18 protein-coding genes are annotated in these 19,300 nt (G+C 42.4%); 16 read left to right on the top strand and 2 right to left on the bottom strand.

What is annotated here, in order from left to right; translation table 11 throughout:
* Window positions 1–50: 50 nt before the first annotated feature.
* Entirely contained in the window at window positions 51–446 is a 396-nt protein-coding gene (locus tag AC1VU3_RS06220) for a helix-turn-helix domain-containing protein (RefSeq protein ID WP_482983090.1), read from the bottom strand.
* A 119-nt stretch (window positions 447–565) separates the two neighbouring features.
* Here AC1VU3_RS06220 and AC1VU3_RS06215 point away from each other — a divergent pair, with 119 nt between their 5' ends.
* The 16 genes from AC1VU3_RS06215 (at window position 566) to AC1VU3_RS06140 (ending at window position 18,684) form a co-directional block, all read left to right on the top strand.
* Window positions 566–964, top strand: a complete 399-nt coding sequence (locus AC1VU3_RS06215) for a hypothetical protein (protein WP_480389802.1) — start codon at window positions 566–568, stop codon at window positions 962–964.
* Window positions 965–1,278: 314 nt separating this feature from the next.
* Complete coding sequence (locus AC1VU3_RS06210; protein WP_480389803.1) at window positions 1,279–1,740, top strand: transcriptional regulator; 462 nt, start codon at window positions 1,279–1,281, stop codon at window positions 1,738–1,740.
* Between the two features lie 609 nt (window positions 1,741–2,349).
* On the top strand, window positions 2,350–3,726 hold the full coding sequence (locus AC1VU3_RS06205) for a S41 family peptidase (protein WP_482983089.1): 1,377 nt from the start codon (window positions 2,350–2,352) through the stop codon (window positions 3,724–3,726).
* Window positions 3,727–3,738: 12 nt separating this feature from the next.
* Window positions 3,739–4,410 (top strand): hypothetical protein, encoded by a 672-nt coding sequence (locus AC1VU3_RS06200; protein WP_482983088.1) that lies wholly within the window; start codon window positions 3,739–3,741, stop codon window positions 4,408–4,410.
* Window positions 4,411–5,667, top strand: a complete 1,257-nt coding sequence (locus AC1VU3_RS06195) for an efflux RND transporter periplasmic adaptor subunit (protein WP_482983087.1) — start codon at window positions 4,411–4,413, stop codon at window positions 5,665–5,667.
* Between the two features lie 70 nt (window positions 5,668–5,737).
* Window positions 5,738–7,090: an S-layer homology domain-containing protein gene (locus AC1VU3_RS06190; RefSeq protein WP_482983086.1), complete on the top strand. Its 1,353-nt coding sequence runs from the start codon at window positions 5,738–5,740 to the stop codon at window positions 7,088–7,090.
* A gap of 1,134 nt (window positions 7,091–8,224) precedes the next feature.
* Window positions 8,225–9,133: a DMT family transporter gene (locus tag AC1VU3_RS06185; protein ID WP_482983085.1), complete on the top strand. Its 909-nt coding sequence runs from the start codon at window positions 8,225–8,227 to the stop codon at window positions 9,131–9,133.
* Between the two features lie 369 nt (window positions 9,134–9,502).
* Entirely contained in the window at window positions 9,503–10,234 is a 732-nt protein-coding gene (locus AC1VU3_RS06180; protein WP_482983084.1) for a hypothetical protein, read from the top strand.
* Window positions 10,235–10,306: 72 nt separating this feature from the next.
* Window positions 10,307–11,020: an RNA polymerase sigma-I factor gene (sigI, locus tag AC1VU3_RS06175; protein WP_482983083.1), complete on the top strand. Its 714-nt coding sequence runs from the start codon at window positions 10,307–10,309 to the stop codon at window positions 11,018–11,020.
* Window positions 11,020–11,895, top strand: a complete 876-nt coding sequence (locus tag AC1VU3_RS06170) for an anti-sigma-I factor RsgI family protein (RefSeq protein WP_482983082.1) — start codon at window positions 11,020–11,022, stop codon at window positions 11,893–11,895. Before sigI ends, AC1VU3_RS06170 begins: the two co-directional genes overlap by 1 nt.
* A gap of 232 nt (window positions 11,896–12,127) precedes the next feature.
* The gene (gene argC / locus AC1VU3_RS06165; RefSeq protein ID WP_482983081.1) at window positions 12,128–13,162 is read left to right on the top strand and encodes an N-acetyl-gamma-glutamyl-phosphate reductase; all 1,035 of its coding nucleotides are present in this window, start codon (window positions 12,128–12,130) and stop codon (window positions 13,160–13,162) included.
* Between the two features lie 15 nt (window positions 13,163–13,177).
* Window positions 13,178–14,404, top strand: coding sequence for a bifunctional glutamate N-acetyltransferase/amino-acid acetyltransferase ArgJ (gene argJ, locus AC1VU3_RS06160; RefSeq protein WP_482983080.1), 1,227 nt, complete (start codon window positions 13,178–13,180; stop codon window positions 14,402–14,404).
* A complete protein-coding gene (gene argB, locus AC1VU3_RS06155) occupies window positions 14,367–15,146 on the top strand; it encodes an acetylglutamate kinase (RefSeq protein WP_482983079.1) in 780 nt (259 codons plus the stop codon). The genes argJ and argB overlap by 38 nt, the downstream gene beginning before the upstream one ends.
* Window positions 15,143–16,282 (top strand): acetylornithine transaminase, encoded by a 1,140-nt coding sequence (locus AC1VU3_RS06150; protein WP_482983078.1) that lies wholly within the window; start codon window positions 15,143–15,145, stop codon window positions 16,280–16,282. The genes argB and AC1VU3_RS06150 overlap by 4 nt, the downstream gene beginning before the upstream one ends.
* Window positions 16,283–17,722: 1,440 nt before the next feature.
* Window positions 17,723–18,154: a nuclease-related domain-containing protein gene (locus AC1VU3_RS06145; protein ID WP_482983077.1), complete on the top strand. Its 432-nt coding sequence runs from the start codon at window positions 17,723–17,725 to the stop codon at window positions 18,152–18,154.
* 20 nt (window positions 18,155–18,174) lie between these two features.
* Window positions 18,175–18,684: a hypothetical protein gene (locus tag AC1VU3_RS06140; RefSeq protein WP_482983076.1), complete on the top strand. Its 510-nt coding sequence runs from the start codon at window positions 18,175–18,177 to the stop codon at window positions 18,682–18,684.
* Here the strand turns inward: AC1VU3_RS06140 and AC1VU3_RS06135 are convergent.
* Entirely contained in the window at window positions 18,681–19,235 is a 555-nt protein-coding gene (locus AC1VU3_RS06135; protein WP_480389817.1) for a helix-turn-helix domain-containing protein, read from the bottom strand. The two genes, AC1VU3_RS06140 and AC1VU3_RS06135, sit on opposite strands and share 4 nt — an antisense overlap.
* Between the last annotated feature and the right edge of the window lie 65 nt (window positions 19,236–19,300).

Genomic DNA, 19,300 nt, shown 5'->3' with positions numbered 1-19,300 from the left:
GAAGGGAAATAAAAAAGCTATTACTAATAGAATGAACTAAGTAATAGCGTTTACAGCTTCTTCAACTGTTTAATATATTGCTTAATTTCTTGATCATTGGTAGATGATTCAAGTATTTGCTGAGATAAATCTCGGAATTCTTTCATGTGGATTAGCTTTGAGATAACTTCCTCCTGGAAATTTTGGATATAGCGAGCTCTGCTTTCTCTGGCTTCTAATCCAGGATCTCTGCTTTTCAAAGACTTATCTAGAATCATTTGGGTAAATAGATGCTCAGGGATGGAATAGACCTCAGCGAATTTAGGTAACAAGTAGATAGGTATAGAAAGAACGCCCTTCTCATACTTAGATAAGACTGAATGATCAATGCCAAGTCTTTTAGCTGCTTCCACTTGTGTTATTTCTAGCTGCTCTCTATATGCTCTAATATGTTCGTGAAAAGCCATGGTTCATCCTCCTTACAATGCCACAAGAATAGCGAAAGTAGGAGGGAAAGAGAGAAAAATCGCCAAATTGGAGATTTTTAAAATTCAGAATGGATTATATTATAAAATTAATAGGTAATATGATATACAGAAAGGATGCGACGATAGTAGAAAGAATACAGGTTTATATACCCTCTTTAGTAGATTCTCTAGATTTTGATGCCTTTAGGAAGCAAGAAAATGTAAGAATTATTGGAAGAAGAATGGGCTATGTCAAATACATCGTAGAAAGCTCCACTCCAAGCATCGCACAAATCCCAATGATTGTTACAGAGGATTTTGTCATCTACGATTTACATATCAATTTTTTACGCAACACGCTCTCTTTTATTATTGAGGGAGAGGAGGAGCCAAACAACCAAGAGGTACTGGATAAGATTTTTAAGTTATTTCTTATTAAATTTAGTTCTACCAAGATAGGCTTCTTTACCTATTCCAAAAGAAGAGAAGAGCATAAAAATAGAATAGTAGTGAATTAAATAGGGGCGAGCACAGAATTGTGTTCGCTTTTCTTAAGGGGGAAGTGCCTTCGCTAAAGAGTGGACAAGTGGTTATTCGCTTATACTAGTGTGCAGGGATTTCAAGAAGGAGAAGCTGCGTACAAATGAATTCATTCCATCGCAAGTTATCCTGAATAACGAGCGAACGATGCCATAATTACTGTTAGGAAGGATAGCATTGATCCGCAAAAATGAAAAACCACTATTTGGTAAAAATAAACTACACGGTAAAACTTTTTTATGATATACTATTAGAAATCTGAAAATTCAAAATAGGGGGAGGTTGAGGCCATATGTTACTTGTGCAATTGATGCAGCCTTGCTACACGCAGCTAGAAGGAGACAGGATAAGATTAGTATTTGCCTATCAGTATTTTTCCTTACGTAAAGAGGATGAACTATTTCATTTTGTACCTGTAGAAGGAAAAGAGATTATTATCAACTCACAGTCGCTACAAGTAGAAAACTTGTCTGAAGTGTTTGTTTTCCAAAAAGGTAACCGATTTATTCGTCTGCCATTATACCAGTTACTCCTTGTCTCTGATATACATGCTCATTTACAAGTGATCATTGCTAAAGGAGGCAGTGAATCAAGCAGTATTATGAATGAGGGAGTACATGAAGTAATTGAGCAGCTTGAGGAAGAAAACTATGACAGAATGATAGATTATGCTTTGCTTCACAAAGACGCAGCACTATTTGATAAGTTGCAAAGAATCAAAGAATCTACTACAGGAGGATATGAAGTTGAATAAACTGACTCCTTAAAAAAACACCTAACGAATAACATTTTCGTGTAGGTGTTTTTATGTGTGATAATTAGGAAAAGGATGTAAAAAAGTAAAGGAACAAGATAAATCCGCTAGAACCAAGGATACCAAAAATAATGTCCCCCCAATTAAATCCAAATTTATTAAATTTCATTTCCCCGTTCTCCTTCTTTAACAAATTCTTTCCGGATAGGAAAGTAAACATCTTTATATATGTCCCCGTTGTTTGTTTCATTCGGTATTGCTCGTCTGAGTAAAATGGACAAGCTGACCATTCTTAATGTATAGGTCGAAGTAGAACCTAAAAAGTTACAGATAGGATACCCACTTTTTAACAATTTAGACAAATTCACAATTTTTTTTATAGTAACAGATTGTCCTGGAGTGTTGGAATAGGCTTTCAGAATCAGCAAACAAGCCCGATTGCTTCAAGATATTCTTCTATTCCTATCATTATTACGACTTTTCGTTCAAGATTTAAGCTTAATTTTGTAAAAAAATGCAAGTAAAACAAGCCGATTGACGCAAAAATATAAGAATTTCGAAATAATTTAAGTTATGATAGGTTTATAAATTATGGAAGAAGGGAATTACATGAAAAGGATTTCTGGTTTAACTAGTCTCTTGCTAGTGATAGCAATGGTTTTTTCATCATTTGCGGTGCATGCGGCTCCTCTTGATGAAGTAAAAAGTATTATCAAAGAAAATTATGCTGGTGAGCTACCAAAGAATTTAGAAGCATATAGCTCCATTCATGCAATTATAAACGAGCTAGATTTATATTCTGCCTATTTTACAAAAGAGGAATATGAAAGCTACCATGGCTCTATCAACAATCAAACGGTAGGCATAGGGGTGGCAATCACTTCTATTGAGAACGGGATAGAAATAGTAGAGGTGTTTGAAGATGCTCCTGCTGACCTTGCTGGTCTGGAAGCAGGTGATCTTATCCTTTCTATAAATGGAGTTTCTACCAGTAGCATGGCCGTCGAACAAGCCTCTTCTTATATAACGGGGAAGGAAGGAACAAAGGTCGAGCTCCTCGTACAAAAAAGCTCAGACATACGAAGAACATACATAATTACTCGGAAAAGCTATAGCCTGCCAGTAGTCACGAAAAGGCTCTTGGCGGGAAATGTAGGGTACATATCTCTTCGCTCCTATTCGGATGATGGAGCGAAGCTGGTGCTAGAGGCAAAGAAAGAATTGGAGGGGGAAGGTGCTACTTCCTTCATCCTAGATCTACGCAATAATGGCGGTGGATACGTAGAAACAGCTGAAGAGCTGATAGGGTTGTTTCCAATGAGTCCGCAAGCTTATACATTGAACACGAGGTTAGGAGAGCTGCTGGTTCGTTCGAAAAAGCAATCCTCTTTATTTCCAGCGAACACGAGGGTATTGATTAATGGTGCAAGTGCAAGTGCTTCGGAAATGACAGCAGCAGCTTTGCATGACCAAAAATCAGCCATCCTGTATGGACAAACAACCTATGGAAAAGGCAGTATGCAAGGCTTTTATCCGTTATCAGATGGGTCTTATCTAAAGTTGACGATTGCGTCCTTTAGCGGTCCGAAGGGTACATTGATTAATGGAAGAGGGGTAGCCCCACATAGAAAGACAGTGGTAGGGAATGAACTACTGCAAGCACATCTAGATTCATTGGTGGAAGGAAAAAAGGGTTATAAAAAAATGAAACCTTTGAAGCTGGTTCCGCCAAACAAAGATTTCACGATTACTTTCTCTGGGAGCATCCAATTAGACAAAAAAGCAAAGGTCGAATTAATAAAGCTTGGCGACTCCGAACATTTACCAATTGAGGTAAAAAAAATTACCCGTAACCAACTAATTGTTAAGACGACAAATTTATTAGATAATGGAGCAGCATACATACTGTTGGTTCATCCAAAAATCTCTCAGTCTGGTAAAATTTTAGAAGCTGGAGCGTACGTAGAGATAACTGTTCAACTATAGGAGGGCAAAGGAATGTTTTTTGAATTTAAATTTTGGAAGCATCTTTTCCATCAAGGAGACTTGATTGATTCCTTGAATGACGCTACTATGCGTGGCTTCCGAAGTAGAGTGTGGATAGTGGCCTTGCTGACGGCACTATTATTTGCACTACGAGATGTATGGGGCATGCATACAGAGGGTTTAACTTACTTATTTGTAAAAGGCTTTGAGGATACTTATATCATCGCAAGACTCGTTTCTGTAATTGGGGCAATCTTATCGGCAATGCTATACTTTGCCTTCTTCTTTTTCGGAATCTCCTATTTATTACATAAAATATTTACCATCGACCTATCCAAGGTGGCGGTAATTCAGCTGTTTGTAGTAAGTATCCTGGTGATGGAAAAAGCATTTAACTTTTTTCTATATGCAATCGTAGGCTATACAACTGATTACTCTGTTTTATCATTTGGGCCTATGGCGGCAGTGTTTTTAGATCAACCGTATATTATTGCGCTATTTGACCATTTTTCAATTACAGTAGCCTTAATCGTTGCTATTCAGTATCAGTTCCTCAAATCGTTCACAGATATGTCCGCACGAAATGTGCTCCTGATTCTCATTGCCATCCAGGTAATTCTAGCAGTGCTCACTGCTGGTATAGAAGTCCTCCCAATTACTAAATGGATCGAGGAGGGTATATAAATGAATAGATGGTATGCAATTGGCATTGCAATTGTTGTATCTTCGTTAGTGGCGACAAATGCAATATTACTATTTGATGAGAAAAGCGAAATTGAAAGAACCTACTATATTGAGGAATTTGACCGGCCTTCTCATAACACATACGTGAAGGAGCTAGAAAAAGAGTCAGTAATTGTGCCAACCGATATTGTCCGTGTGGCTATCGAAATGGAGAAGGTAAATAATTTACTAGTTTCTGAAGGAGATGTTGTGCAACCGGAAATGGAGCTTGCACAGCTGAACACAGCCTATGAGGATGAACAGCGTTCTTTATGGGAAACTCAGCAGCAGGCTTACCAGATCGAGCAAGGACAGCTTCTTCAGCTTCAAAGCAGATTGGAATCTGAAAGAGCCTCTACTCCTGGTACGGTTAGCGACAGTAACACCTCGACAGCTAACACTGGGGATGGTGAAATGGACGTAAATGTCCAAGTAGATGTGAGTGCCTCCCAAGATGGAAATTTTGCTCAGGCAATTGCGGAAACCGAGGTAAGGCTACTGGAGATTGAAAGGCAATTAGAGATTGTGCGGTCTCAGCTAAGCCAACCTGCCGGAGATCTTTCCATAGTGAGTCCAGTGGAAGGAACGATCGGTTCGATTCAAGAAGAGAATGGAAAATATTTAATTGAAATCTTCACGAATGAAAAATCCCTTGTAACTTACGTAGAGGAAAAGGATTGGCACGAGTTAGAGGAAGGTCAGCAAGTTAGTGGTTTTTCTGAACATGTAGAAGGCGTGTTAGAGGGCTCCCTCATTAGCAAATCAACGGTACCGGTGGATACTTCTAAATGGCTGAATGCCCTCGAGCAGTTTGACAAGCGTTACGATAAACCGCTCTATGAAATCCAAGTAGGTCTCACGGAGCAGCTAGATGAAATACCGTTTGCAGCAAATGTGAACACCGTCTTTGTTACAGATGAAGCAACAGATGCGGTGAGAGTACCATCCACATGGCTTCTAGCAACCGTAGAACAACAAAAAGCTATTTACACATTGGATGAGAGAGGGAGGCTTACAGTCACACCTGTTACAGTACCTTTCCAACTAGAAAATCATGCAATTGTGAATGGTCTTCCGACAGACACCGTGGTGGTAGAGGAGGAATTAAAATACGAAGGAACACAAACCTTCCTTCCTCTCCCATTGGAGCTGCCAAGCTGGAACAGTGTAAAAGCTGTAAGCTGGAAGGATTATGTGAAGTATTTAACGTATAAATAAGAATGGCCTCTGCTTTCCCGCAGAGGTCTTTTTATGGTAAAATTATGTAAATATTCTAGGAGGTGGATATATGAAGAAGTTTATTGCTACATTGACAGTTCTTTTGCTATTGTTCCTTGTCGCTACACCTACGCATGCAAAGAAGACGCCATTATCTGATATTGAGAGTAACGGATCCGCTGGAGCCATTCTCTATTTGTATGAAAAAGGAATTATCAGTGGGTATCCAGATGGCACCTTCAGACCGAACGAGCCAATTACAAGGGCGCAAGCTGCAGCGATGCTAATTAAAGCTTTAGATATTGAGCTGGTGGATAACCCTACGGTAAATTTTAAAGATGTAACAAAGAAATCGAGCTATTATCGTATTCTGGCAACGGTAAACGAGAAGGGAATCCTCCGCGGAGAGAATGGTTATATGAGACCGGGAGAAACTACAACTCGTGCACAGATGGCAGCAATTCTCCGTCGCTCATTCAATATGACGCTGGACAAGCAGCCGACATTCATCGACGTTTCTTCAAATCATTGGGCATACGGCGATGTAAACAGTGTAGCAAAACATCGAGTAGCAAGTGGGTATCCAGATGGCACTTTCAAGCCATCGGAGCCGGTGACGCGAGCACACTTCTCTGCATTTCTAGCTCGTGCAATGGACGACTCGATGAAGGTAGGTAGCTACAAATCATCCGTGGGAGAACTCGGCACCTCCATTGACCGCGAAGGATGGACATATTCGATGAAGAAGGAAGGCGATAAAGTCAGTCTTGTGAAAATAAACCAAAAGACGAAGGAAGAAAAAATCTTACTAGATTCCACAGATTACCCTTCTGACGGTGGCACTTATACAATTTGGCTTGGGTGGAACTTTCCAATCGTCCTCTATAATGACGATATTTATTTCCTATATCAAAAAGGAGTCTCACAAGCTACAGACAAACCTATGGGATTCGCTATCACGAAAACCTCCTTGGAAGGTGGGGAATGGTCTGAAATTCCATTAAATCGATTTGAGGAAATGCAACGCAACATGTATATATGGAATGACCGAATTTATTATACAATGGAGCCAAATCCCAAAGAGCCTATTCACCAAAACCTACCTAATATAGATCATTCTCTACAGCTCTACTCAGTAGATTTAGAAGGAAATGACAGAAGGTTTGAACATAAATTCAATGCTCGCTTCATTTTTAAGCCAATGGCCTATGAACATGAAGTTCCATTTACCCAATATCACCAATCAATAGACTATGACCACTCGACCATGTATTACTTCAACAAAACTGGCGTTTACAGGTATAGTTTGATAGACAAGAAAGCAACAAAGCTTTCAAATGTCCAAGCGAAAGATATGACCATCACGCCAACAGCAATAGAAATAGTAGGAGAGAACGGAAAGAAATATACCTTAAAGAAATAAATGAAGGAAAAGCATCCGATATATTCGGATGCTTTTCTATATAGTCTAACAGAATTACTGAGAACCAACTAAAGTAACCTAGCCGCTCCCAAGCAGACCTTGGCTATGCCTTATGTCCATTTTAACCGAGAGTAAAACATGGCTAACTGAGAGTAAATGTCTGTTGAACGAGAGTAAACCGGCTGAATGAGAATAAACCTGGTCTATCCGAGAGTAAATGGTTGCTGAGTGAGAGTAACCTCACCCTATCCGAGAGTAAATCCCTACCGACTGAGAGTGACCCACCCTATCCGAAAGTAAATTGAAATCCATCGAGACCCCTTGACCGATTCCAAGTGGACCCTGGCCATGCCTCCCACCATTTTAACCGAGAGTAAAGTCAGGCTAACTGAGAGTAAATCCCGGCCGAACGAGAATAAACCTGGTCTATCCGAGAGTAAAGGTTCTCCGAATGAGAGTAAACCCAGTCTAAGTGAGAATAAATCCTCTCCGAATGAGAGTAATAAAAATGAGTAGCAACTTGATCACTACCATGTGGACCCTGGCCATGCCTCCCACCATTTTAACCGAGAGTAAAAGTCAGGCTAACTGAGAGTAAATCCCGGCCGAACGAGAGTAAACCAGTCGAATGAGAATAAACCTGGTTTAACCGAGAGTAAAGTGAAGCCGAGCAAGAGTAACCCCTTGACTGATAGCAGGCAGACCCAGGCCATGCCTTTCCACCATTTTAACCGAGAGTAAAATTTGGCTATCCGAGAATAAATCTAAGCCGACCGAGAGTAAACCGGCCGAATGAGAATAAATCTGGTCTATCCGAGAATAAATGGTCCCCAAGTGAGAGTATCCTTACTCTATACGAGAGTAAATCCCAGCCGACCGAGAGTAAACCCAACCCCAATCCCAACCCCAATCACCAGTAAGCCGCCACGCATCCGACATTCTCTTAATCCACCTCACCTATCCTCCTCGCCATTTAGTAACCATCCAAAGCAAATCTATTTCCTTAACAATTATTTCCGAAATCGTTATACTGGTATAATGCAAAGAAACTCTCACTTAGTAAGTAGGGATTTTTATGTAGGAGCGATGGAATCGGGAGGTTCAATCGCTAAGTAGAAAGTGAGGGAAATAACTATGTGGAAGATTTATACGATGCTTGTTTTTGTGATGTTGGTATGGGGAGCAAATGTGCCTGCTTTGAAGTATTTAGTGACGGCGGTTCCACCAGTTACTTTAACGGCGTTTCGTATTTTTATAGCTGGGATAGCAGTAGTACTGATTTTATGGAAAATGAAGCTTCTTCGAAAGCCTACTAAAAAAGAGTGGACTTATATTTTGCTAGGATCTATTTTAAATGTTGTGGCGCACCATTACTTCTTGAATATGGGTCTCTCTATTACAAGTGCGACGCATGGTGGGTTGATTCTTGGGGCAGGTCCGATTTTGACCGCCATTACGGGAGCTATTATTTTAAAGTCCTTTCCGTCTATGATTCAGTGGATAGGGTTAGTCATTGGTCTTGCAGGCGTATCCCTCTCCATTTTAGTAGGTGGAGGAATGGCTGGCGGTAATATTGGGGATTTTTACGTGTTCATGGCTATTTTTATGCAAGTGCTAAGCTTTATGGTAATCACTAAAGCTGCTAGAACATTAGATCCAAGACTGTTGACTGGCTATATGCTAGTGATAGGGTCACTTGCTTTAATTGTGATAAGTCTTATTCAAGAGCCGGGTGCTATTAAGACCTTCGGGGAGCAGTCACCGGAATTTTGGGTTATCTTTATTACATCCGCCATTATTTGTACTGCGGTTGGTCATATGATTTACAACTATGCGGTTGGGAAGGCGGGTGCGACAAAAGCGGCGATATTTATGAATTTGAACACGCTATTCTCCATTGTTCTATCTGCTTTATTCCTGGGAGAAATTTTAACTATTAGACACTTCCTTGGCTTGCTGCTAATCGTAATGGGTGTTATTCTCGGCTCAGGAGCTGCAGAGGATATATGGAGAAAACGGAGAAAGAGGGCAATGTTACAATAGAACCTACTCGTTAGGAATGGAGGACTGGCGTGCGTAACCCGAAAAGAATACTTCTCATCTTTTTACTGATCTTATTTAGCCTTATACTCATTCGATTTGTCATAAGATTTCTTGATTTCTGGATTACTTAAGGGGTGTCCCATATAAAACTATGGGATACCCCTTCCTTCTTTGTTACATATCTGCTATGTAGTATTGCTCCTGCGGTGGTCGCATTAAAATGCCACCATCCTCGTCGCAAAGGGGCGGTCTCAAAATAACTTTTCAGACCGCCCCTTTTTTTATTTCCAACCCCCACAAATTACAGATACCATTCGAATAACTAAGTGAAGGGCCCAAAAGGGTACATGATTGGAAGAGGTGATGTGATTGCAAAGGAAATGGAAGAAGACGGGAGCGGCATTATTGGCGGTAACGCTTACCGTATCAGGAGCAAGCTATGCTTGGGCTGCGGATGAATTTGATACGGTTAGCATTACGAAGGTAACTGAGAAAAAATCGGTAGACGAAAGTAAGGTCGAAAAGGACTTCTCGCCAAGCTATATGAGCAAAAAGCTGATTGGTCTGCTTCATGCATATGAGCAAGCAGGGGATGCGGAAGCAAAGTCTGCACTAAAAAAAGCGATCGATCGTCAAATCAGTGAGTATGAGGCCTATGTAGATAATAAGGACAGCAAGGCAGAGACGGTAGTTTTCTTGAACAGTATCATTGCGTTAGTGAAAGCTTATGAGAACGCCCCTACTGAGGAGGCAAAAGCATCTATTAAGCTATCAATCAAGGACACAATAGCATCGTTCAAAAAAACATCGAAAAAGGAAATAAAGGCAGAGGTCCCTGCTAAGAAGGAGCCGATTGTCAAACCGGTCGAGCCAGTAGAGCCTAAACCAGAAAAGAAAGAGCAAAAAGAGAAAAAGGCACATAAACATGCCGATAAGCACGAAAAAAAGGAAGAGAAGAAGGCTTTAAAGGAACAACAAAAGCTTGAAAGAAAAGCCTTAAAAGCAAAAGAAAAGGAAGAAAAAAAGGCTGATCGTGCAAAGCATTCCCATGAACATAAAAAAGGGAAGAAGCATGAGGATCATCCGAATCACAATAAATGATAGAACCGCTTTTCATTTTCAATAAAGCCGATTACAATCAGAAGAAGGCTTGAATGAGAACGGAGGGTATGTATGCTTTTGTCCATAATACAGGGCCTATTTAAATCAAAACCAAATACCACTAGGCTCAATGTTAGGGCAAAGGATCAAAAGGAGGCAGTAAATGACCTTCTATTTGAGTATACCCCTTTTATTAAAAAAACAGCTTCCTATATTTGCAAAAGACAGATTAATGAGCAAGATGAGGAATTCAGTATTTCGTTGCAGGGCTTTCATGAGGCTTTGATTGCATATAACGAAGAAAAAAACGCCTCTTTAGAAACCTTTGCACATTTGGTCATAAAGAGAAGATTACTAGATTTCTTGCGAAAGGAATCTACACGGAAAAAGCAGTTAGTAGAATTTGAAAACCAAATACTAGAGGAGCGTTCGCTTCATCGCCACGCTGAGGAGGAGCAAGCTGCAAGCAGGAGAGAGGAGCTTCTTAAATATAAGGAGCTTTTGGCTGAGTACAAGCTCTCCTTTGAGGAACTGACTTCCTCTGCGCCAAAGCACGCAGACAGTAGAAGAACTGCCTTTCAAATTGCACAAATTATTTCCGAATCAGAGGAGCTTTATGCTTCTTTTATTGCCAAAAAGAAGCTGCCATTAAAAGATATCGAGTCACTTGTAGGGGTTTCGAGAAAAACCTTGGAGAGACATCGAAAGTATATGATAGCAGTCATCCTCCTGCTAAAAAGTGATTTTGTTTATATAAAGGACTATGTGAAAGGAGAAATCATATGATGCGCAAGTATAGAGGCATTGTCTGCGAGAAACAGGAGACTCATTTCGTTTTTCTGACAACCGATGGTGAATTTTTGCGCGGTACACCGGTGGTAGAGAATCCTTCCATCGGTGAAGAGGTGGAGTTTTATCTGCTTCAGCCGCAAATGAATCCTCGGAAAAAATGGAAGCCTTCGTTTCTTGCCCCAGTTCTCGTAGCAGCAGTGCTTCTAGTCGTTTTTGTCGCATCGATGATTCCTGAGTCAGAGAAAGCCTATGCGTATGTTCAATTGGAGGGTGTAGACTCCATTGAGCTCGGTGTAGATGAAGAAGGAAACGTTATTACCCTAAGGTCGTTAGATGAGGCATCGACAGAAATAGGAGCTGATTGGATCGGACTCCCTATTGCCGTTGTTCTGACTCAGGCAGTGAAAGAAATTAGTCCGAAGGAAGAAGTGGTCATAACGACCATCTATGAAAAAGAGGAAAAGGAAGAGCTTAAGCAGACAATTGAAAAGGCGGTAAATGAAGTTCAGCAAAAAAATTCGGAAAAACCAGTGCAGCTTGAAAAGAGCACGAAGGAAGAACGTTCTAAGGCGAATGAAAAGCAAAAATCTATCCAGCAGTATAAAAAGCAGAAATCTACCCAGCAAAATAAGAAGCAGGACGCTCCTTCTGTAGATAAAGTAAAGCAAGAAAAGAAACCGGCAGCTGAGAAGAAACAGCAACATTCTCCTTCCCAAAACAAAGAGAAGAAGAAAGAAAAACCGGCCAAGCAACACGAGAAGAAGCAAGAAAAAAATCCCCATAAAAACAAAGAGCAAGACAAAGGTAAAAATAAGAAAGACCACCAGCCGAAAGGCAAGCATGATGGAAAACATCATAATAAGGAATAACAATACCGTGAGAAGAGAAGAGGCGCTTATGAGAATTATAAGTGCTTCTTCTCTTTTACGTTCTTCGCTGACGCTACCCCGAGCTAATTGTCCAGAAGTTTCGTCCCAACCGCTTTTTCCTTTCCCCTCTCCGCGTTTCATATAAAAAAATTACTAAAACAAATAAAAATACGTTTGACTTTATAATTATGCAGTATTATACTATTTTTATTATCAGGAAAGAGGTGGAAAAATGAAAGTGGGCATTATAGGAGCTACCGGTTACGGAGGGCTTGAACTAATTAGACTATTACATAACCATCCAGAAGTGGGTGCTATTGATTTATTTTCGTCTTCAGAGGCTGGTATGCACTTTTCGGATAAATATACATCATTTATGAATATTTACGATGAGCCATTACTAGAGATAGAGCCTAATAGAATACTAGAATATGATTGCATTTTTACAAGTACTCCCTCCGGTGTAACCTCTGAGCTTTTACCCGCTTTTATTGGAAAAGGTCCAAAGCTTATCGACCTATCCGGAGATTTCCGCTTAAAAAACCTAGAGTCCTATCAGCAGTGGTATAAAAAGGAGCCTGCCCCCTTAGATGCGGTGGAGAAAAGCGTCTACGGGCTAACCGAATGGAATGAGCGTCAAATAGCAGAAGCGCCGCTTATTGCTAACCCAGGCTGCTATCCAACGGCAGTTCTATTATCCGTTTTACCACTAATAAAAGAAAAACTAATCGATCCGTCCTTGCTGTTCATCGATGCCAAAAGTGGCATTTCCGGGGCTGGCAATAAACCGACCGCCATGACGCATTTCAGCGAGACGAATGAAAATATAGCAATCTATAAGCTCCATGAGCATCAGCATATCCCAGAAATAGAGCAAGCGATGGAAATGTTTGCAGGGGCAACAGCGCCTATCACGTTTACAACCCATCTCGTTCCAATGACGAGAGGCATTCTAGCGACCAGCTATGCCCCCGTTCAAGAAGGAGTAACAGAAAAGCAGCTAGTCGGTGCGCTAGAGGAAGCCTATGCAAATCATCCGTTTGTTCGAATCGTGAAAGATACAAATAAATTTGGCACGAACCAGGTCTACGGCTCGAACTACTGTGATATTCATGTGAAAGTAGATACCCGCACGAACAGGGCAACCGTCGTCTCTGTCATTGACAATCTAGTAAAAGGGGCTGCCGGTCAGGCAATCCAGAATATGAACGTCCAATTTGGCCTGGACCAGAAGACTGGCCTATCACTTGTCCCATTATTCATTTAAAAAGGAGGTTTACAAATGATTGCTGCTACGATGACCAAAAAACGTATCACTTATAAGAATATCGCATCGCCAAAAGGCTTTAAGGCAACCGGGATCCACTGCGGGTTAAAGCATAAGAAGAAGGACCTGGCGCTACTGACTAGTGAGGTGCCAGCAAGCGTTGCAGGAGTATTTTCTACCAATGCCATCATTGGTGCGCCGCTCGTAGTCACGAAGGAAGTCGTTTACTCCACAAAGAAAATGCAAGCATTGGTCGTATGCTCTGGCATTGCGAATGCTTGCACAGGAAAACAAGGAATTCTTGATGCCTATACAATGCAAGAAAAAACGGCAGAAAAGCTAGGAATTGCTCCAGAGTTAGTTGGCGTGGGATCCACTGGCGTCATAGGTCAAATGCTGAAAATGGAGCCACTGCTTGCAGGAATCCAAAAGCTTGAGCCTACTGATGAGCTTGAAGGGGCGATTAATTTCTCTCAAGCCATCATGACAACCGATACGGTGACCAAGGACACCAGCTATAAAACAATGATAGATGGGAAGGAAGTCATCATTGCCGGTACAGCGAAGGGCTCCGGTATGATTGAGCCGAATATGGCGACGATGTTTGCATTCATTACTACCGATGCAAATATCGAATCTGATTACCTGCAAGCGGCTTTAAAATCTATCACGGACGTCACCTTTAATGCGATTACGGTCGATGGCGATTCTTCTACCAACGATATGGTGCTTGTCATGGCAAATGGATTGGCAGGTAACAGCCCGTTAACACCTGCCCACCCAGATTGGTCCAACTTTATCGAAACCCTTCATATGGTATCCCTCGACCTTGCGAAAATGATTGCAAAGGACGGCGAAGGAGCAACGAAGCTGATTGAGGTAGAAGTAAAGGGCGCAGTGAGTGACGAGGAAGCACGTAAAATTGCCAAAACGGTTGTGGGGTCACCACTTGTGAAAACGGCAGTCTTCGGAAGCGATGCAAACTGGGGACGCATTATTGCAGCAATCGGCTACAGTGGGGCAACCATCGACCCATATGGCATCAACATCTGGATTGGCCATATCCAAGTTGTGAGCGATGGGGGACCAGTGTCTTTCTCGGAGGAGGAAGCCCATCTGTATTTAAAGCAAGCAGACATTAAATTTTTGGTGGAATTAAATCAAGGCAACGGACAAGGAACAGCATGGGGGTGTGATTTGACTTATGACTATGTCCAAATCAATGCAACCTATCGTTCCTAAGCGAATCGTGATCAAGCTAGGCGGCAGTATGCTTGAAGGCTTGCAGGAGGGATTCTTCTCCATCTTCAAGCAACTAATCGCAGATGGCAATGAAATCATCATCGTCCATGGCGGTGGCCCGGCAATCAACCAGGCGCTCTCGGACAATCAGGTCACTTCTACTACGATCAATGGTTTCCGGGTGACCTCTGAAGAGGCAGTGCATATCGTCCAAAGCACGCTGGTCGGTAAGGTAAATCCCTTCCTAGTGAACCAGCTGTGTAAACATAATATCGCAGCCATTGGACTCAGCGGCTATGATGCAAATTTATTAACGTGCGACTTCCTAGATAAAGGATTATATGGATATGTTGGAGAAATAAAACAAGTGAACACTGGAATTCTAGATACCCTACTTGTCAATGGCATTACGCCTGTCATTTCCTGCATAAGCTGTACGGAGGATGGTACGCCGCTCAATATAAATGCGGATACGGTGGCGAGCGCCGTTGCATTGGCAGTAGGAGCAGACAGCCTTTACCTAGTGACAGATACTCCTGGCATTAAAATAGCAGGGGATGTGCAGCGGGTCATCCTGGCAGATGCGATTCGTGGCTGGATTACTTCAGGAGATATCTATGGAGGCATGATTCCAAAGGTGACAGCAGCTCTAGACTGTTTGGAGGCAGGAATTCCGTCCGTTCAAATTGTTGATGAACAGCTCCAAGGAACAACCATACTTAAACAGGAGGTTTATGCATGAGTGCTTTATTTCCCAATTACGCTCGTCGACAGGTACAGCCCGTAAAAGGAAAAGGAACAATCCTAACAGACGTTAACGGAAAGGAATACCTGGATTTCACCAGTGGTATCGCTGTGCTAAGCCTAGGCCATGCACACCCTGCACTAGTGGAAACCATTCAGCAACAAAGTCAGAAGCTATGGCACACATCGAATTTATTCGAAAACCCAGGTCAAGAAAAACTGGCTGCCAAATTAATAGAAGGAACTCACTTTGCGCATGCCTTTTTCTGCAACAGTGGAACAGAGGCGAATGAGGCCGCTATCAAGCTTGCACGCAAGCACACAGGCAAGCACGTAATCATCACCTTCGAAAAATCGTTCCATGGCCGGACTTTCGGTGCCATGTCCGCAACTGGTCAGGAGAAAGTACGAAACGGCTTCGGACCATTACTCGAAACCTTCCGTACCGTGCCATTTAACGATGTAGAAAAATTAAAAGCAGTGATCGACGACGAAGTCTGCGCCATCATGCTAGAGGTCATCCAAGGAGAAGGCGGCGTTAACAAGGTAACTCCTGAATTCGTAGCGACAATCAACGAAATCTGCGAAGAAAAGGGTATCCTCCTAATCATCGACGAAGTCCAAACTGGGATCGGCAGAACTGGTACCCGCTATGCCCACGAGCAAGTCGGCTTGAAGCCAGACATCATGTCTTTGGCGAAGGGGCTAGGGGGAGGCTTCCCAATCGGTGCCCTGCTCGGTACTGCTGCAGTAGGCCCAACCTTCGGACCAGGGGTTCACGGCACGACCTTCGGCGGCAACCCACTAGCAGTCGCTGTAGCAACAACCGTTGTCGACCACGTCTTCCAAGATGAATTTTTAGCGAATGTTAATGAAACATCCACCTACTTTATGGGTAAACTAAAGGAAACACTTCCGAATAACCAAATAGTCGGCCTAGGACTCATGATCGGCATCGTCTGTGATGGCGAGGCAGCACCATACATCACCGCTGCTGAAAAAGCAGGCCTGCTCCTAGTAGCAGCCGGCCCAAACGTCATCCGCGTCCTACCACCGCTAACGGTGTCCAAGGAAGAAATCGACCAAGCCGCCGCTATCCTAGCGGACGTGTTCAATGCAGTGGTGTCCATCTAGGATCGATAGAGTGCTCATAACTAAACGAAGGAAGACACTAGAATCTCCACTTTTTGCCCGGCAAAAAGTGGTCCATTGCCAAAGCTGGCCTCCTTCGGTAGTGGATGCTAGAACAGTGGCAGTGTCTACTGACCCACATAGATAAGCCCACTTGAATTAAAGCAGGTCCGCGAACCGCTATTCATAGGGATAACAAAAACCACCCGGTTGGGTGGTTTTTGTGTTGTTGGAGGCGGTTAATTTCCAGCAAATTTCCGATAAGTGACTAAATGAGTGTCGAACGCGACTAAACGACCTTCGTACGTGACTAAATCACCTTCGAACGTGACTAAATAGAAGGGGAGAGCGACTAACTATTGGATGAACGTGACTAAACCGACTGTGAAGGCGACTATTCCTTCAAAGCAAGCACTATCTACACAGGAGGACATGAGAATCTCCACTTTTTGCTCAGCAAAAAGTGGCCCATTGCCAAAGCACGCCTCCTTCGGCAGTGAATCCTAGAACAGTGGCAGTGTCCAGTGCCCCACATAGATAGAAAATTTCCAGTAAATTTCCGATAAGTGACTAAACGAATGGTGAACGCGACTAAACGCCCTTCGAACGTGACTAAATGGAAAGGGAGAGCGACTAACTCTCGGCTGAACGTGACTAAACCGGATGTGAAAGCGACTATTCCTCCAAAGCCACCACTACCTAAGCAGGAGGACATGAGAATCTCCACTTTTTGCGCAGCAAAAAGTGGCCCATTGCCAAAGTTCGCTTCCTTCGCCAGTAGATCCTAGAACAGTGGCGGTGTCCACTGACCTACATAGATAGAAAATTTCCAGTAAATTTCCGATAAGTGACTAAACGAATGGTGAACGCGACTAAACGACCTTCGTACGTGACTAAATGGAAAGGGAGAGCGACTAACTATCGGCTGAACGTGACTAAACCGGATGTGAAAGCGACTATTCCTCCGAACAGCCACTACCTACGCAGGAGGAAATGAGAATCTCCACTTTTTGCCCAGCAAAAAGTGGCCCATTGCCAAAGCACGCCTCCTTCGGCAGTGGATCCTAGAACAGTGGCAGTGTCCACTGACCTACATAGATAGAGAATTTCCAGCAAATTTCCGATAAGTGACTAATCGAGTGGTGAACGTGACTAAATCCCCTTCGAACGTGACTAAATGGAAAGGGAGAGCGACTAACTATCGGCTGAACGTGACTAAACCGGATGTGAAAGCGACTATTCCTCCGAACAGCCACTACCTACGCAGGAGGAAATGAGAATCTCCACTTTTTGCCCAGCAAAAAGTGGCCCATTGCCAAAGCACGCCTCCTTCGGCAGTGGATCCTAGAACAGTGGCAGTGTCCACTGACCTACTAAGAGAAAGCTCCAATAATAATACGAAAAAAGTAAGCATAGTTAATTATCATATGGTATTATTTGTATATGATAATAAAACCTTACACCCAATCCCTCTATCTTGAGGCTCTTCAAGCCCTTCTTAAACGCCTTCCGAGAAACCATCCTAAATTTCAATCCATATTTGAAGAACTAAATAGAACTCTAGCTGGTAGCTATGGAGAAGAGGTTACCATGACAGCGCTGAAAAAAGTGGTGCTTCCGTACAACTTTTATATTTTTCATGACCTAACCTTAGTTGGCGATAACCTTTTCCAAATAGATGTGTTAATCATTACTCCCAGTAGAGCAATTATCTTCGAAGTTAAAAATATAAAGGGGGATATTGAGTTTCAGTCGAGTCCTTACCAAATGGTCCGTACATTGCCGAATGGAGAAAAAACTACTTTTGAAAGTCCAGAAATTCAACTGAAAGAAGCAATTCACCAACTAACATTTTTTTCAAAAAGCATCAGATAAATCTTCCTGTCACAGGAGCATTGATTATTCCTTTTGCCAGTAGTCATGTTACAGTTCCACCGATGGAAACTAAGCTGCTGTTTAAAAATGAAATAAGGCAATACCTTCGAGATCAAATCCACATCCCAACTATCTCCGCGGACCAGCTAACTAGATTACAAAGAGTAATCCGTAATGAAAACAGACCTTTTCATCCATTTCCACTTTCCAATCATTTTTCTATTCCATCTACTCACCTTCGCAAAGGAGCTATATGTGATAAATGTAGTCACATTGGTATGAAAAAAATAACTCGTAATTGGCTTTGTACCAATTGCCAAGCAATTGATAAAAAGGCACATATTCGTGCAATCCGTGAGTATTTCCTAATTTTTAAAGCAACCTTAACGAATCAAGATTGTAGAGTGTATCTATGCTTACAAACTAAGCATCAAGCTTATCGGATAATGAAGAGTCTCCATCTAGAAAAACAAGGCACCTTCCGAAATGCAACCTACAAAAAAAGCCCTCTCCACCGAGAGGACCACTAAAAACTATGTGTCATTGCCCAAACTGCAACAGCATCCACTTCACCCTTATTCACAAAGCGATGAGGGTAAGAGCTGTCAAAATAAATGCTATCACCTTCGTGTAGCTCGTACACATCCCCATCAATCTCGACCTCTAAGTCGCCGACTAACATGTAGCCGCATTCCTCGCCGGAGTGATACATAAGCGGGGAGTCTGTCTCTTCGCCAGGTGCGACAATCATCTTGAAGAAGCTCATCTGTTTGCCGGAGGTTGGGGAGAGCAGCTGGTAGCTTACGTTAGGTCGCACGCGTTTGAGGAGCTTGGTTTCGCTTGCGCGGTTGATGGTTACCGTGCTGGATGCCTCCGCTTCAAAGAATGAGAAAACGGGGACCTTGAGACAGTGGCTCAGCCTCCAAAGTGTTTCGAGAGAAGGGGAAACCTGACCACGTTCGATTTGAGAGATCATACTTTGACTGATGCCAGCAAGCTTGGCAAGCTCGTCGGATGTTAAAGCCATTTGCTTCCTTAAATGCCGAATTCTTTTACCTACTTCCTCTTTCGGAAATTCCATTCCCACACACCCCTTTGGATAAACAGTCATTAAACAAATTTTAAGAAAACTATGTATACTCTCTA

The organism is Psychrobacillus sp. Z16_25, from assembly GCF_056856695.1.
Note: the sequence above shows the minus strand (reverse complement) of the source record. Positions and strands in the feature narration are given on the sequence as shown.

Excerpts from the sequence above, each read along its gene's own strand:
- sigI (WP_482983083.1), top strand. The coding sequence starts at position 10,307 with ATGCTTTTGTCCATAATACAGGGCCTATTTAAATCAAAACCAAATACC.
- argC (WP_482983081.1), top strand. The coding sequence starts at position 12,128 with ATGAAAGTGGGCATTATAGGAGCTACCGGTTACGGAGGGCTTGAACTA.
- AC1VU3_RS06135 (WP_480389817.1), bottom strand. The coding sequence starts at position 19,235 with ATGGAATTTCCGAAAGAGGAAGTAGGTAAAAGAATTCGGCATTTAAGG.
- AC1VU3_RS06215 (WP_480389802.1), top strand. The coding sequence starts at position 566 with ATGATATACAGAAAGGATGCGACGATAGTAGAAAGAATACAGGTTTAT.
- AC1VU3_RS06195 (WP_482983087.1), top strand. The coding sequence starts at position 4,411 with ATGAATAGATGGTATGCAATTGGCATTGCAATTGTTGTATCTTCGTTA.
- AC1VU3_RS06220 (WP_482983090.1), bottom strand. The coding sequence starts at position 446 with ATGGCTTTTCACGAACATATTAGAGCATATAGAGAGCAGCTAGAAATA.
- AC1VU3_RS06170 (WP_482983082.1), top strand. The coding sequence starts at position 11,020 with ATGCGCAAGTATAGAGGCATTGTCTGCGAGAAACAGGAGACTCATTTC.
- AC1VU3_RS06210 (WP_480389803.1), top strand. The coding sequence starts at position 1,279 with ATGTTACTTGTGCAATTGATGCAGCCTTGCTACACGCAGCTAGAAGGA.
- argJ (WP_482983080.1), top strand. The coding sequence starts at position 13,178 with ATGATTGCTGCTACGATGACCAAAAAACGTATCACTTATAAGAATATC.
- argB (WP_482983079.1), top strand. The coding sequence starts at position 14,367 with ATGACTATGTCCAAATCAATGCAACCTATCGTTCCTAAGCGAATCGTG.
- AC1VU3_RS06205 (WP_482983089.1), top strand. The coding sequence starts at position 2,350 with ATGAAAAGGATTTCTGGTTTAACTAGTCTCTTGCTAGTGATAGCAATG.
- AC1VU3_RS06190 (WP_482983086.1), top strand. The coding sequence starts at position 5,738 with ATGAAGAAGTTTATTGCTACATTGACAGTTCTTTTGCTATTGTTCCTT.
- AC1VU3_RS06200 (WP_482983088.1), top strand. The coding sequence starts at position 3,739 with ATGTTTTTTGAATTTAAATTTTGGAAGCATCTTTTCCATCAAGGAGAC.
- AC1VU3_RS06185 (WP_482983085.1), top strand. The coding sequence starts at position 8,225 with ATGTGGAAGATTTATACGATGCTTGTTTTTGTGATGTTGGTATGGGGA.
- AC1VU3_RS06145 (WP_482983077.1), top strand. The coding sequence starts at position 17,723 with ATGATAATAAAACCTTACACCCAATCCCTCTATCTTGAGGCTCTTCAA.
- AC1VU3_RS06150 (WP_482983078.1), top strand. The coding sequence starts at position 15,143 with ATGAGTGCTTTATTTCCCAATTACGCTCGTCGACAGGTACAGCCCGTA.